The sequence below is a fragment of the Mycobacterium sp. genome (assembly GCF_019247615.1).
In the GTDB taxonomy this organism is placed as follows: domain Bacteria; phylum Actinomycetota; class Actinomycetes; order Mycobacteriales; family Mycobacteriaceae; genus Mycobacterium.
The window spans coordinates 1-14342 of sequence record NZ_JAFBAT010000106.1 but is presented as its reverse complement, the minus strand read 5'-3'; the positions used below and the strand labels follow the sequence as shown (position 1 = coordinate 14342).

15 protein-coding genes are annotated in these 14342 nt (G+C 66.0%); 12 read left to right on the top strand and 3 right to left on the bottom strand.

The annotated features are described in order from the left end of the window. The 7 genes from JO059_RS07075 to pknB form a co-directional block, all read left to right on the top strand. Positions 1–1005: FHA domain-containing protein (locus JO059_RS07075; RefSeq protein WP_293315383.1), on the top strand; the 1005-nt coding region annotated here is incomplete at its 5' end. Positions 1006–1129: 124 nt separating this feature from the next. Next, positions 1130–1597, top strand: a complete 468-nt coding sequence (locus tag JO059_RS07070; RefSeq protein ID WP_293315382.1) for an FHA domain-containing protein — start codon at positions 1130–1132, stop codon at positions 1595–1597. Next, a complete protein-coding gene (locus JO059_RS07065) occupies positions 1594–3105 on the top strand; it encodes a protein phosphatase 2C domain-containing protein (protein WP_293315381.1) in 1512 nt (503 codons plus the stop codon). Before JO059_RS07070 ends, JO059_RS07065 begins: the two co-directional genes overlap by 4 nt. A 7-nt stretch (positions 3106–3112) precedes the next feature. Then, positions 3113–4522 carry an FtsW/RodA/SpoVE family cell cycle protein gene (locus JO059_RS07060; protein ID WP_293315380.1) on the top strand — a complete coding sequence of 470 codons (1410 nt, stop codon included), beginning with the start codon at positions 3113–3115 and terminating at the stop codon, positions 4520–4522. Then, positions 4519–5997, top strand: coding sequence for a D,D-transpeptidase PbpA (gene pbpA, locus JO059_RS07055; protein ID WP_293315379.1), 1479 nt, complete (start codon positions 4519–4521; stop codon positions 5995–5997). Before JO059_RS07060 ends, pbpA begins: the two co-directional genes overlap by 4 nt. 145 nt (positions 5998–6142) lie before the next feature. Next, a complete protein-coding gene (locus tag JO059_RS07050; RefSeq protein WP_293315378.1) occupies positions 6143–7498 on the top strand; it encodes a serine/threonine-protein kinase in 1356 nt (451 codons plus the stop codon). Next, positions 7495–9372, top strand: a complete 1878-nt coding sequence (pknB, locus tag JO059_RS07045; protein WP_293315377.1) for a Stk1 family PASTA domain-containing Ser/Thr kinase — start codon at positions 7495–7497, stop codon at positions 9370–9372. The genes JO059_RS07050 and pknB overlap by 4 nt, the downstream gene beginning before the upstream one ends. Here the strand turns inward: pknB and JO059_RS07040 are convergent. Then, positions 9350–10048: an aminodeoxychorismate/anthranilate synthase component II gene (locus tag JO059_RS07040; RefSeq protein ID WP_293315376.1), complete on the bottom strand. Its 699-nt coding sequence runs from the start codon at positions 10046–10048 to the stop codon at positions 9350–9352. The two genes, pknB and JO059_RS07040, sit on opposite strands and share 23 nt — an antisense overlap. A gap of 38 nt (positions 10049–10086) precedes the next feature. Then, complete coding sequence (locus JO059_RS07035; protein WP_293315375.1) at positions 10087–10830, bottom strand: DUF881 domain-containing protein; 744 nt, start codon at positions 10828–10830, stop codon at positions 10087–10089. A 126-nt stretch (positions 10831–10956) separates the two neighbouring features. On the opposite strand from JO059_RS07035, the gene crgA reads away from it, so the two are divergent. Beyond that, a complete protein-coding gene (gene crgA / locus JO059_RS07030) occupies positions 10957–11238 on the top strand; it encodes a cell division protein CrgA (RefSeq protein ID WP_293315374.1) in 282 nt (93 codons plus the stop codon). Between the two features lie 154 nt (positions 11239–11392). Further along, positions 11393–11818 (top strand): PH domain-containing protein, encoded by a 426-nt coding sequence (locus JO059_RS07025; RefSeq protein WP_293315373.1) that lies wholly within the window; start codon positions 11393–11395, stop codon positions 11816–11818. A gap of 18 nt (positions 11819–11836) precedes the next feature. Here JO059_RS07025 and JO059_RS07020 read toward each other — a convergent pair whose 3' ends face one another. After that, positions 11837–12385: a peptidylprolyl isomerase gene (locus tag JO059_RS07020; protein WP_293315372.1), complete on the bottom strand. Its 549-nt coding sequence runs from the start codon at positions 12383–12385 to the stop codon at positions 11837–11839. A gap of 130 nt (positions 12386–12515) precedes the next feature. Between JO059_RS07020 and cwsA the strand changes: the two genes are divergently transcribed. The 3 genes from cwsA to JO059_RS07005 form a co-directional block, all read left to right on the top strand. After that, complete coding sequence (cwsA, locus tag JO059_RS07015; RefSeq protein ID WP_293315371.1) at positions 12516–12950, top strand: cell wall synthesis protein CwsA; 435 nt, start codon at positions 12516–12518, stop codon at positions 12948–12950. Positions 12951–13179: 229 nt separating this feature from the next. After that, positions 13180–13944: a DUF3800 domain-containing protein gene (locus JO059_RS07010; protein WP_293315370.1), complete on the top strand. Its 765-nt coding sequence runs from the start codon at positions 13180–13182 to the stop codon at positions 13942–13944. A 154-nt stretch (positions 13945–14098) separates the two neighbouring features. After that, positions 14099–14342 (top strand): AbrB/MazE/SpoVT family DNA-binding domain-containing protein (locus tag JO059_RS07005; RefSeq protein WP_293315369.1); only part of this gene is annotated, 244 nt, incomplete at its 3' end.

Sequence of the window (14342 nt, the reverse complement as noted above, 5' to 3'; positions counted from 1 at the left end):
GGCGGCTACCCCGACCAAGGCGGCTACCAAGGCCAGCCCGGCGGCTACCCCGACCAAGGCGGCTACCAAGGCCAGCCCGGCGGCTACCCCGAGCAAGGCGGCTACCAGGGCCAGCCAGGCGGCTACCCCGAGCAGGGCGGTTACGACCAGCGGGGATACCAAGAACAGCGCGGCTATCAAGACCAGGGACGCGGCTACCCCGACCAGGGTCAGGGCGGCTACCCCCCGCCGTACGAGCAACGTCCCGCCGCCCCGGGCGCCTACAGCGGGCAGGCATATGACCAGGGCTACCGCCCGGGCGGCTATGGCCCAGGCGGCGGCGGCCAGCCCGTCGGTGGCCCCCCCGGCGGCGGCCAGCAGGGCTATGGCGGGTATGGCGATTACGGCCGGGGGCCGGCTCCCCAAGACGAAGCCGCGTACGCCCCGCCGGCACCGCAGGCCCCGCCCGAGCCGCCCGAGCCATCAAGGCCGGCTTACCCAGACCACGGCGGCGGGTACGAACAGGGCTACCAGCCGGGCGGGGGATACGGCCAGCAGGAGTATGGCGCCGGCGATTACACCCAATACGCCGAGAGCGTTCCCGGTGCCGGGTACACGCCGCAAGGCGGCGGTTTCCCGGAAACCGCCCACCGCGACTACGAGTACCAACCGCCCGATTACGGCCAGCAAGTCGGCGCCGGCTACGGCGACTACGGGGCGAGCGGTTATGGAGCGCCGGCGACCACAGTCACGCTGCAGCTTGACGATGGCAGTGGCCGGACTTACCAGCTACGCGAGGGCTCCAACATCGTGGGTCGCGGACAAGACGCCCAGTTCCGGTTGCCCGACACCGGCGTCTCGCGTCGTCACCTGGAGATTCGATGGGACGGGCAGGTCGCGCTGCTGTCCGACCTGAACTCGACCAACGGCACCACGGTCAACAACGCACCGGTACAGGAGTGGCAGTTGGCCGATGGCGACGTGATCCGTCTGGGCCACTCGGAGATCATCGTTCGGATCCACTGAACGCACCCGGCTCAAGCGCCGTGCTTCGCCCCGCGTCGACAACCGTCCAAGTATCGTGACCTTGCCGATATGCCCGGTGTGGCGGGCGCGAGGGGGTGCGGCGCCAGGACGGAAAGGACGCCAGATGCAGGGGCTGGTACTGCAACTGACGCGCGCCGGGTTTTTGATGCTGCTATGGGTGTTCATCTGGTCCGTTTTGCGGGTACTGCGGACCGACATCTATGCACCCACCGGGGCGGTCATGGTCCGTCGCGGACTGGCATTCCGCAACACGTTGCTGCCGTCGCGCCAACGCCGCCACGCCGCACGCTATCTCGTAGTGACGGAGGGCGCGCTCACCGGTGCGCGCATCACCCTCAGCGGCCAGCCGGTGTTGATCGGGCGCGCCGACGACTCGACCCTGGTGCTCACCGACGACTACGCCTCGACACGGCACGCCCGGCTATCTCAGCGCGGCTCGGAATGGTACGTCGAGGATCTAGGATCGACCAACGGCACTTACCTTGACAGGGCGAAGGTGACGACTGCGGTACGGGTTCCGATCGGAACGCCGATTCGAATCGGCAAGACGGCAATCGAGTTGCGCCCGTGACTCTGGTCCTGCGGTACGCCGCCCGCAGTGATCGCGGCCTGGTACGCGCCAACAATGAAGACTCCGTCTACGCCGGCGCACGGCTGTTGGCATTGGCCGACGGCATGGGCGGTCACGCCGCCGGCGAGGTCGCGTCCCAGTTGGTGATCGCCGCGCTGGCCCATCTCGACGACGACGAGCCCGGCGGCGATCTGCTCGCCAAGCTCGATGCGGCGGTGCGCGCCGGCAACGCGGCCATCGCCGCACAGGTGGAGATGGAGCCCGAACTGGAGGGCATGGGCACCACACTGACCGCAATCCTATTCGACGGCAACAGGATTGGGCTGGTACACATCGGCGACTCGCGTGGCTACCTGTTGCGCGACGGCGAGCTGACCCAGATCACCAAGGACGACACGTTCGTCCAGACCCTCGTCGACGAGGGGCGGATCACTCGCGAAGAGGCACACAGTCACCCGCAGCGGTCCTTGATCATGCGGGCACTGACCGGTCACGAGGTCGAACCCACGCTGACCATGCGAGAAGCGCGTGCGGGTGATCGCTACCTGCTCTGCTCCGACGGCTTGTCCGACCCGGTGAGTGACGAAACCATTCTCGAGGCTCTGCAAATCCCCGACGTAGCCGAAAGCGCTTACCGCCTCATTGAATTGGCACTTCGCGGTGGCGGTCCCGACAACGTGACCGTCGTGGTGGCCGACGTCGTCGACTATGACTACGGCCAGACACAGCCGATTCTGGCCGGCGCCGTCTCCGGGGAAGACGACCAGCTGACCCCGCCCAACACGTCGGCCGGCCGCGCCTCCGCCATCAGGCCCCGCGATGAGACGGCCAAACGCCCTCCGCCACAAGGAGAAACACCGAAAAGGTCGCGGTGGTCGCGGCGGCGCATGGCGATCGTCATCACGCTGGTGGTGCTGCTGGTACTTGCGGCCGTCGGCATCGGCCGGGCCATCATTCGCAGCAACTACTATGTCGCCGAATACAACGGCATGGTGGCAATCCTGCGTGGAATTCAAGGATCGCTGCTGGGCATGTCCCTTCACGAGCCCTATTTGATCGGCTGCCTGAACGCCCGCAACGAGCTGTCGCTGATCAGTTCCGGCCAGGCGGGCGGCCATCTCGATTGCCATCTGATGCAACTCAAGGATCTGCGCCCTCCGGAGCGCGCACAGGTTCAGGCCGGGCTTCCGACGGGGACGCTCGACAACGCCATCGGCCAGCTGCGCGAATTGGCAGCAAACTCCCTACTCCCGCCCTGTCCGCCCCCGCGTGCCACCTCTCCGCCCGCGCCGCAGACCCCGACGCCCACGGGCGACACCACGCAGCCAAATGCCACAGCCCCAAGTACAACTCCCGGTAGCACTCCAAGCAGCACCAGTTCAACCAGCAGTCCCGCAAACACCACTCCAGCGGCGCCCGCGACCACGTCGCCCACTCCCACCCAGACGGTGACCGCACTTCCGCTACCCCCACTCCAGCCGGGCATCGATTGCCGGGCCTTGACGTGAGCGCGCGATGACCACGCAACTCCAGCCGCCGGTCGCGGTCACGCCACCGCTGCCAACTCGGCGCAACGCCGAACTGCTATTGCTGTGCTTCGCCGCCATCATCACCATCGCTGCCTTACTGATCGTGGAGGCCAACCAGGAGCGGGGCGTGCGCTGGAACCTGTTGAGTTACGGCCTGATCTTTCTGGTCCTCTTCGGCAGCGCGCATCTGGTCATCAGGCGGTTCGCTCCCTACACCGACCCGCTGCTGTTGCCGATAGTGGCGCTCCTCAACGGGTTGGGTTTGGTGATGATCCACCGGCTCGACCTCGCCAACCACGATTTGAGCGGTCGCCGTCATCCGAACGCGAGCCAGCAGATGCTCTGGACGGTCATCGGCGTCGCCGTGTTCGTGCTGGTGATCACCTTGCTGAAAGACCATCGGCAGCTCGCACGTTACGGCTACATCTGCGGGGTCAGCGGTTTGGTGTTGCTGGTGATTCCCGCTCTGCTTCCGGACTCGCTCTCCGAGCAGAACGGCGCCAAAATCTGGATTCGCTTGCCGGGCTTCTCGATTCAGCCAGCGGAGTTTTCCAAGATCCTGCTGCTGATCTTCTTTTCGGCGGTGCTGGTCACCAAGCGGAGCCTTTTCACCAGCGTCGGCAAGCATTTCATGGGCATGACCCTGCCGCGCCCCCGCGATCTTGCGCCATTGTTGGCGGCCTGGGTGATCTCGGTTGGTGTGATGGTCTTCGAGAAGGACCTCGGCACTTCGCTGCTGCTCTACGCGTCGTTTCTGGTGGTCGTCTACCTGGCCACCCAGCGGTTCAGTTGGGTGGTCATCGGCCTGGTGTTGTTCGCGGCGGGAAGCGTTGCGGCGTACTTCATTTTCGAACATGTCCGGGTTCGGGTGCAGATGTGGTGGGACCCGTTCGCCGACCCCGACGGTGCCGGTTACCAGACCGTCCAGTCATTGTTCAGCTTTGCTACCGGCGGTATCTTCGGCACCGGGCTGGGCAATGGTCAACCAGACACCGTACCGGCCGCGTCGACGGATTACATCACCGCTGCTTTCGGAGAAGAGCTCGGGCTGGTCGGTTTGGCCAGCATTTTGATGCTCTACACGATCATCATCGTCCGCGGACTGCGCACGGCGATCGCGACGAGGGAAAGCTTCGGCAAGCTGCTTGCGGCGGGCCTGGCGTCGACGCTAGCTATCCAGCTGTTCATCGTGGTCGGCGGTGTGACACAACTGATTCCGCTCACCGGGCTGACCACACCGTGGATGTCCTACGGCGGGTCGTCATTGCTGGCGAACTACGTGCTGCTGGCCATCCTGGCGCGCATCTCCGATAGCGCCCGCCGCCCATTGCGGCCCCGCGCACGCAACACGTCGCCGATCGCGGCGGCCAGCACCGAGGTGATCGAGCGGGTATGAACGCCTCTCTCCGGCGGATCTCGATGACCGTGATGGCGCTGATCGTGCTGCTGTTGCTCAACGCCACCATGACCCAGGTGTTCGCGGCCGACGGGCTGCGCGCCGACCCGCGCAACCAGCGCGTGCTGCTCGACGAGTATTCCCGTCAGCGCGGGCAAATCGTGGCGGGCGGGCAGTTACTTGCCTATTCCGTCGCCACGGACAGCCGTTTCCGTTTCCTGCGCGTCTATCCCAACCCTGCGGTGTACGCGCCGATCACGGGTTTCTACTCGCTGCGCTATTCCAGCTCCGGCCTGGAACGGGCCGAAGATCCGCTGTTGAACGGCTCCGACGAGAGGTTGTTCGGGCGCCGCCTGGCGGACTTCTTCACCGGCCGGGATCCGCGCGGCGGCAACGTCGACACGACGATCGTCCCCCGCGTCCAGCAGGCGGCTTGGGATGCGATGCAGCAAGGCTGCGGCGGGCCACCGTGCAAGGGCGCGGTCGTCGCCCTGGAACCGTCCACCGGCAAGATTCTGGCGATGGTGTCGTCGCCGTCCTACGACCCGAATCTGCTCGCGTCGCATGATCCCGACGCGCAGGCGCAGGCCTGGCAGCGGCTTCGTGACGACCCCGAGAATCCGATGGTCAACCGCGCCATCGCCGAGACCTACCCGCCCGGCTCCACGTTCAAGGTGGTCACCACCGCGGCGGCCCTGCAGGCCGGCGCTTCGGACACCGAGCAGTTGACCTCTGCGGCCTCCATCCGACTCCCCGGCAGCACAGCCACTTTGGAGAACTACGGTGACACACCGTGCGGTGAGGGGCCCACGGTGCCTCTGAGTCAAGCGTTCGCCCGGTCTTGCAACACCGCGTTCGTCCAACTGGGCCTCTCCACCGGAGCCGACGCGCTGCGCAACATGGCGCGCGCGTTCGGGCTGGACAGCCCCCCGAGCGTGATCCCGCTGGAGGTGTCCGAATCAACCGTCGGAGTGATCCCGGACGCCGCCGCGCTGGGCATGTCAAGCATCGGCCAAAAGGACGTCGCGCTCACCCCGCTGGAAAACGCTCAGATCGCGGCGACCATTGCGAACGCCGGCGTCACCATGCAGCCGTATTTGGTGGACAGCCTCAAGGGACCGGACCTGTCCAACATCAGCGTCACCGCGCCCTTTCAACAGCGGCGCGCCGTGTCGCCGCAGGTCGCCGCTAAGCTAACAGAGCTGATGGTCGGCGCCGAGAAGGTCGCACAGCAGAAAGGGGCCATTCCCGGCGTGCAGATTGCATCCAAGACGGGTACTGCAGAGCATGGCACCGACCCGCGGCACACCCCTCCGCACGCGTGGTACATCGCGTTCGCGCCCGCGCAGACGCCCAGGGTCGCCGTGGCGGTGTTGGTGGAGAACGGTGGCGACCGCCTGTCGGCGACCGGTGGTGCGCTCGCGGCGCCGATCGGGCGGGCCGTGATCGAGGCCGCGCTGCAGGGAGGACGATGAGCCGTCCGAAGACCGTGGCGATCGACGCGGGTCGCCACCCGATAAGCCCCGTGGCGATCGCGAGCGCGGCGAAGCCGGGCGAAGCGGGTCGCCACCCGATAAGCCCCGTGAATGAGCGAGGACCGGAGCGAGCGGGAGTCGAGGCATGAGTCCCCGAGTTGGTGTGACGCTGTCTGGCAGGTACCGCCTGCAGCGCCTGATCGCCACCGGTGGCATGGGACAGGTATGGGAGGCGGTGGACAGCCGGCTCGGCCGTCGCGTCGCCGTCAAAGTCCTCAAGCAGGAGTTCTCCCAGGACCCCGAGTTCATCGAACGCTTCCGTGCGGAGGCGCGCACCACCGCAATGCTCAATCATCCGGGCATCGCCCAGGTGCATGACTACGGCGAGAGCCAGATGGACGGCGAGGGCCGCACCGCCTACCTGGTCATGGAGCTGGTCAACGGCGAACCCCTCAACTCGGTGCTCAAGCGCACTGGTCGGCTCTCGCTGCGGCACGCGCTGGACATGCTGGAACAGACCGGCCGGGCCCTCCAGGTAGCGCACGCCGCCGGCCTGGTGCACCGTGACGTCAAACCGGGCAACATCCTGATCACTCCGACCGGCCAGGTGAAGATCACCGACTTCGGCATCGCCAAAGCCGTCGACGCCGCGCCGGTGACCCAGACGGGGATGGTCATGGGGACCGCGCAATACATCGCCCCCGAGCAGGCTTTGGGACACGACGCTACACCGGCCAGCGATGTCTACTCGCTGGGAGTCGTTGGCTACGAAGTGGTTTCGGGTAAGCGGCCCTTCACCGGCGACGGCGCTTTGACGGTGGCAATGAAGCATATCAAAGAACCCCCGCCCCCGCTGCCGGCCGAGTTGCCGCCCAATGTGCGGGAGCTCATCGAGATCACCCTGGTCAAGAATCCCCAGATGCGGTACCGCAGCGGCGGGCCGTTCGCGGACGCCGTCGCCGCGGTGCGGGCGGGCCGGCGTCCCCCGCGACCCAGCCAGTCGCCGCCCCCGGGACGGGCCTCACCGGCGGCCATCCCGTCCAGCCCGCAGGCCAGGGCGGCGGTAGCGGGGCGCAGTCCCGCGGCCCGCCGATCGGGACCGCCCACTGGCGGTCGCCGCCCACCGCCGGCGCGGCGCACCTTCTCGTCGGGTCAGCGCGCGCTCCTATGGGCGGCGGGGGTACTCGGAGCCCTGGCGATCATCATCGCGGTGCTCATCGTCATCAATTCCCGGGCGGAAAACGGCCCGCAGCCGCCGCCCCCCACGGTCACCGACACCGGCACCCCGCCGGCAACGGCGCCTCCGCCCGGCAACACTCCTGGCGGGGCGGCCCCTCGTCTGCGAGTCAATTGGACGGATCCCGGCACAGTAGGTAATGCTGGATTCAATCACGGGCCGCCCGAACCCCATCCCCTCAGCGACGCGGGCCGGAAGGACCCCAGCAGGAGCCGCGCGATGGACATGCGCCCGGTCGATGATTCGAGCCGCACACCACAATGACCACCCCGCAGCACCTTTCCGACCGTTATGAACTGGGCGACATCCTCGGTTTCGGGGGTATGTCCGAGGTTCATCTGGCCCGCGACGTCCGTTTGCACCGCGACGTCGCGGTGAAGGTGCTGCGCGCCGATCTCGCCCGCGACCCAAGCTTTTATCTGCGTTTCCGGCGGGAAGCGCAAAACGCCGCGGCGCTCAATCACCCCTCGATCGTCGCGGTGTACGACACCGGCGAGGCGGAGACACCCACCGGCCCGTTGCCCTACATCGTCATGGAGTACGTCGACGGCGTCACCCTGCGGGACATCGTTCACACCGACGGTCCGATACCAGCCCGTCGGGCGATCGAGATCATCGCCGACGCCTGTCAGGCGCTGAATTTCAGCCACCAGAACGGCATCATTCACCGCGACGTCAAGCCGGCGAACATCATGATCAGCAACACCAACGCGGTGAAGGTGATGGACTTCGGCATCGCGCGCGCGATTGCCGACAGCGGGAACAGCGTCACACAGACCGCCGCCGTCATCGGAACTGCCCAGTATCTGTCGCCCGAGCAGGCTCGCGGCGATCCCGTCGACGCCCGGTCCGATGTCTATTCGCTGGGCTGTGTGCTCTACGAAATCCTCACGGGGGAACCGCCTTTCACCGGTGACTCGCCCGTTGCGGTCGCCTATCAGCATGTCCGCGAAGATCCGGTTCCGCCGTCGAAACGTCACGAAGGCATCTCCGCCGACCTCGATGCCGTCGTCCTCAAGGCGCTGGCAAAGAATCCGGAGAATCGCTATCAGACCGCCGCCGAGATGCGCGCGGACCTGGTTCGGGTGCACAACGGTGAGACACCGGAGGCTCCCAAGGTGCTGACCGACGCCGAGCGGACCACACTGCTGTCGTCCACGGGTGGGCACGGGGGTCCGCGCACGGATCCGTTACCGCGTCAGGCTCTGGATGACACCGACCGTGACCGCGTCGGCGGCTCAATCGGTCGTTGGGTCGTTGCGGTCGTCGTCCTGGCCGTGCTGACGGTCGGAGTCGTCATCGGCTTCAACACGTTCGGCGGCGGCACCCGCGAGGTGCAAGTGCCCGACGTGCGCGGTCAGGTTTCCGCGGATGCGATTGCCGCCCTGCAGAACCGGGGCTTCAAGACGCGCACCCTGCAAAAGCCCGATTCGACGGTTCCGCCCGATCACGTCATCAGCACCGACCCCGGGGCCAACTCTTCCGTCAGCGCCGGCGACGAGATCACCATCAACGTCTCCACCGGGCCCGAGCAGCGCGAGGTGCCCGACGTTTCCTCGCTGAGCTACAACGACGCCGTCACCAAGCTCAAAGCGGCGGGATTCAGCAAGTTCAAGCAGGCGAACTCGCCGTCGACGCCGGATCTGTTGGGCAAGGTCATCGGCACGAACCCGCCGGCCAACCAAACCTCGGCGATCACCAACGTGATCACCGTCATCATCGGCTCGGGCCCGGAGACCAAGCAGATACCTGACGTCGCGGGCCAAACCGTGGACATCGCCGAAAAGAACCTGACCGTCTACGGCTTCACCAAGTTCAGCCAGGCGCCGGTGGACAGCATCCGGCCGGCCGGCGAGGTGCTCGGCACCAATCCGTCGAAGGGCCAGACGGTTCCGGTGGACTCGGTCATCGAGTTACAGGTGTCCCGGGGCAACCAATTCGTGATGCCCGATCTGACCGGCATGTTCTGGACGGATGCCGAACCGCGGTTGCGCGCGCTGGGTTGGACAGGGGCGTTGGACAAAGGCCCCGACGTCGACGCCGGCGGTGCTCAATCTCACCGGGTGGTGTATCAGAGCCCCCCGGCCGGGTCCGGAGTCAACCGGGACGGCGTCATCACGCTGAAGTTCGGTCAGTAGTCGCCGGATCCGCTGGAAGCTGCGGCCGCACCGCGGCGCGGACCTCGTTCTCCAAACGGCGCACCAGCGTGTCGTCACGCGACCAGCCGCAGTAGGCCAGCCAGTTCGCCAGCATGCGGTGACCGCCCTCGGTCAGGATCGACTCCGGATGAAACTGAACACCGTGAATCGGCAGATTCGTGTGGCGCACGGCCATGATCACACCGCTGCTGGTGCGCGCCGTGACTTCCAGCGCCGACGGCAGCGACTCTGGCAGGATCGTCAGCGAGTGGTAGCGCGTCGCTGTGAAAGGATCCGGAAGTCCTTGCAACACACCGACATTGGTGTGAAAGACCTGGCTGGTCTTGCCGTGCAGCAACTCAGGCGCACGGTCGACCGTGGCGCCGAAGGCCACGCCGATAGCCTGGTGTCCCAGACAGACCCCGAGCAGCGGGGTGCCCTGCTCGGCGCACGCGCGCACCAGGCCGATCGACGCTCCGGCGCGCTCCGGGGTGCCCGGTCCCGGGCTCAGCAACACACCGTCGAATCGTGCCGCGACGGTTGCGGGACCGCCCTGCGGGTCACCGAGGCGGGGATCGTCATTGCGCCACACGTCGGCCTCCACGCCGAGCTGGCCGAGGTATTGCACCAGGTTGAACACGAAGCTGTCGTAGTTGTCGACAACCAGGATCCGCATCGTGTCAGGCTACCGTTCGACGCCTGAGCCGATCGCGCTCAGTACCCCACCGGGCCGGCGGGCTGTGCGAAGTGCATCCGGACCGGTTCGGAATGGCCGACGATCTGGACATCGGGCTGCACCTCCTCGCGGTAGCCGAGGCCGAATCGGACCACGTACTGCTTGTAGAGGATCACCAGGGGAGCGGCCGCCAGGGCGGCTTGCATGGCCGCCACATCGCCGATCGCTGTGATCGTGTACGGCGGGCTATAGGTCCGCCCGTTGAGCAACAGCGTGTTGCCGACGCAACGCGGCACGGAGGTCCCGATGATCCGCTGGTCCTGCATTTGGATGGCCTCCGCGCCCGCACTCCACAATGCGTTCAGGACGGCCTGGATGTCCTGCTGGTGCACGACCAGATCGTCGGGCGATGCATCGCGCGGAAAGCGGCCGTTGGCATCGCGTTGCGCGTCCTGGAGTGTCACCACCAGGCCCGGCCCGTGAACGGGGTCCATTCCCGCCTCGCCGGCCAGCTCCGCGGCGCGCCGACGCATGGCTGCCAGGGCCGCATCCGGGGACCGGCCGTGTGTCGAATCGATCTTGTTGGCCAGCTGGTCGCGTTCCGCGCTCAAACGATTCACCGAGGACTGCGCCTGGCGAACCAAATCGACCAGGCGCGGCGCGTCGCTGCGACGGATCTCGGATCCGCCGGACACACCGTGGGTGGCCGCCAGCAGCATCCCGGCGAGTAAGCACACCAGGGGGACACCGAGGCGCCACGGTGAGCGGCGCATGTCGACCATTGCCTCTCCAATTCCGGGTGGACATTTCCTGGTCACCGGGTCGGGTGAGTTAGTCTCGTAGCCAAGCTACAGGCGCAGTTGCATCCTTATCGTCGCACCCGTCCCGCTCAACGTGTTGAGGTAATCATGCCCAAGTCGAAGGTCCGCAAGAAGAACGATTTCGCGGTCAGTGCCGTCAGCCGCACGCCCGTGAAGGTCAAGGTCGGACCGTCCAGCGTGTGGTTCGTTTGTTTGTTCGTCGGCCTCATGCTGGTGGGGCTGGTCTGGTTGATGGTGTTTCAATTGGCCGCCGTGGGGAGCCAGGCGCCAGCCGCCCTGAATTGGATGGCTCAGCTGGGGCCGTGGAACTACGCGATCGCGTTCGCCTTCATGATCACCGGTTTGTTGCTCACGATGCGGTGGCATTGAGCACCAGCCGGACGAAATGAATTCATTTTGGGGTCTGCCCGTTACTGGCTCAGCAAAAATGTGACCACACAATCACACGCGTGTGATTCATCCCCACTGTTGATAGCGCTTGTGGATAACTCCATAGGCAGTGGTAAGAGGGCCTAAGCGACGTATGCAGCAAACTGAATGGGCGCCGCGAACGGCGGGAGTCGCTGGTTGCGGGCTCGCCGGATTCCTGATGGCTATCGCGAGTGTGACCCTTGTCACAGACCCGCCGGGCCGCATCCTGACGAGCGTTGCCGCAGCGGGTCTGATCTTGTTTGCGGGCGTGACATGGCGCGCGCGTCCAAAACTGGCAATGACGGCGCGCGGCCTGGTGTTGCGCGGCTGGTTCCGGACGCAGATATTGCAGCGGTCCGACATCAAGATCATCCGCATCACCGAGTTTCGCCGCCATGCTCGAAGGGTTCGTTTACTTGAGGTCGAAACCATCTCCGGGGGGTTGGTGGTCTTGTCCCGTTGGGACCTCGGGACCGATCCGCTCGAGGTGCTCGATGCGCTGACGGCCGCCGGCTACGCGGGTCGCAAGAGGGCGTGACGAACCGGCTCGCGGCGTTCAGGAGATGGTGATCGACTCGATCACGACCGGATCGGTGGGACGGTCGTTGCCGTCGGTGGCCGTGGTCGCGATGGCGTCGACGACCTTCTGGGAATCGGGGTCGGTCACCTCGCCGAAGATCGTGTGGCGCCGGTTCAAATGGGGGGTCTGCGCCACCGTGATGAAGAACTGCGAGCCGTTGGTGCCCGGACCGGCGTTGGCCATCGCCAGCAGGTATGGCCGGTCGAACTGCAGCTCGGGGTGGAACTCGTCGGCGAACTTGTAGCCCGGCCCACCGCGCCCCGTACCGGTCGGGTCGCCGCCCTGAATCATGAAGCCGCGGATGACGCGGTGAAAAACCGCTCCGTCGTAAAACGGCCCGGACGGGCCCCCGGATGCGTTTTGCGTCGAGTACTCCTTGGTGCCCTGCGCCAGCCCGACGAAGTTGGCGACGGTCTTCGGCGCATGGTTCCCGAACAGGGCGACCTTGATGTCTCCGCGGTTGGTGTGCAGCGTGGCGGTGGCGGTCTGAATGGGGCTGTTAGTCACGGGGTTAGAGTCTGCCATCACGCGCGGGCATGCCCGCACCCGGTGTCGCTCGAGGAGGCTGCCGAAACATGGGCGCGCGCAATAGGCTGGCGGGCGTCCCGTCCATAGCAATGATGGGCACCGGATGAGCGGCACAGGAAGGTGGCAGATGAGCGCGAAGACGGCATCGCGGCTGACCCCTCGGGAGCGACTTACCCGCGGGCTGACCTACTCGGCGGTCGGACCCGTGGACCTGACCCGAGGCGTTGTCGGGCTGGGTGTGCAATCCGCGCGGTCGACGACGGGGGATCTGCGCCGCCGTTACCGGGAGGGCCGCCTGGCGCGTGAGATCGCCGCGGCCCAGGAAACCCTCGCCCAGGAGCTCGCTGCCGCGCAGGAGGTGGTCACCGGGCTGCCGCAGGCGCTGCAGGACGCGCGCCGTTCGCATCGCCGCGGCAAGCGCCCCTGGGTGATCGTGGGGGCGGCCGTCGCCGTCCTGGCTGGAGGTGCCGCCGCGTTCAGCATCGTCCGGCGCTCGATGCATCAGGAAAACGAGGAGCCGTCGCCCCGCCCGCCCAGCGTCAACGTGCAGCCGCGGCCGTAGGAAGCGCAGGAAGGGAAGAGAACCGGAGCCCGAAAAAAGTGGAGCCTAGGGGAATCGAACCCCTGACACCTGCCTTGCAAAGGCGAATCATGATGCAGTTCAGGGGTTTACAGCCCGGTCGGCGTGCAAAAAAGACACAACTGTAGTTAACAGCAGTTATCTGTAACTGTGGTCAAATTGTGGCCACCACGTGGCCGAGCGACCAGTACCTCCATGTGAGCATGGTCGGATGCTCGTCGCCTACATCGATGAATCCGGCAACACCGGCGATCCGAGTAGCGGTGGCTCCCAGACCTTCGTTCTCGGATGCGTGCTGGTCGACGCTGATAACTGGCCCGCCACCTTCGATGGGTTGCTGCGCTTCCGCCGGCGCGTGCGAGACAAATTTGGCGTCCACATGCGCGCGGAGATCAAAGCCAACTACCTCCTCAGAAACTCGGGCGATCTGCGCCGATATAACCTCGGCCACGGAGCCCGACGTGTGATCTATCGAGCTCATCTCCGCGTCCTCTCATCCCTCGACGTTCGAGCATTCGCCATCGTCGTCGACAAGCGCACAGGCTTTACGTCGTCAACTGCCTGTTTCGATCTGGCATGGGAAGGCCTGCTGCAACGGTTAGAGCGCACCAGCACGAAGGAAAACACCCGCTTCATCGTTATCCACGACGAAGGTGAGAACGATGCAGTTCGTCGGTGGGTTCGTAGGGCACGCCGGCACTTGACGGCCGGCAGCGCATATGGGGGCGGCACGATCGTCGCTCCCGCCACGCAGTTGGTTGACGATCCCGTGGCGCGACAATCCAGGCAGGCGTATTTCATCCAGGTCGCCGATCTTCTTGCTTACGCGGCGTTTCGCAGCGTGATACCACCTGGCCGAAACATCGAATCCGTTTGCCCACAAGGCATGTGGAGTGAACTCGGGGGTGCCACACATCGCGCAGTTGCTGCCCTCAAGCCTCGAGCAGCCGCCGGAATCGTTCTCCGCACGATGTGATGCGCGTCGAGCCCGAAAAGTTAGAGGCCCCGCCCCGCGGTGAGCGGGAACGGGGCTGAAAGTGCCTAGCCGGGCCATGAGGGCCCGGGTCAGCGCTTAACTAAAGGCTACTCCACGTTGTAAAAAAAGTAAAACAACGCGCATACTCGACTCTGTGTCTGCGCTAGACGGTCCGCACCCTGTCAGCTCGAAACTGCAGGTGCGGCTACCTATTCGCCTCGCCCGAAGACTCCGGATCCAGAGCGGCGACTTGATCTACTGGCGCACATCGGATGATCTGCCCGACGTCTTGCAACTACTCCCAGAGGAAGTGGTGGAGCGGCGGTACAGCGCCGGCGAAAGGCTGGAAGCCGGCTCGCAAGAGGTTGGCCGGGAGTTGGCGGCTGACGACCCGGCGG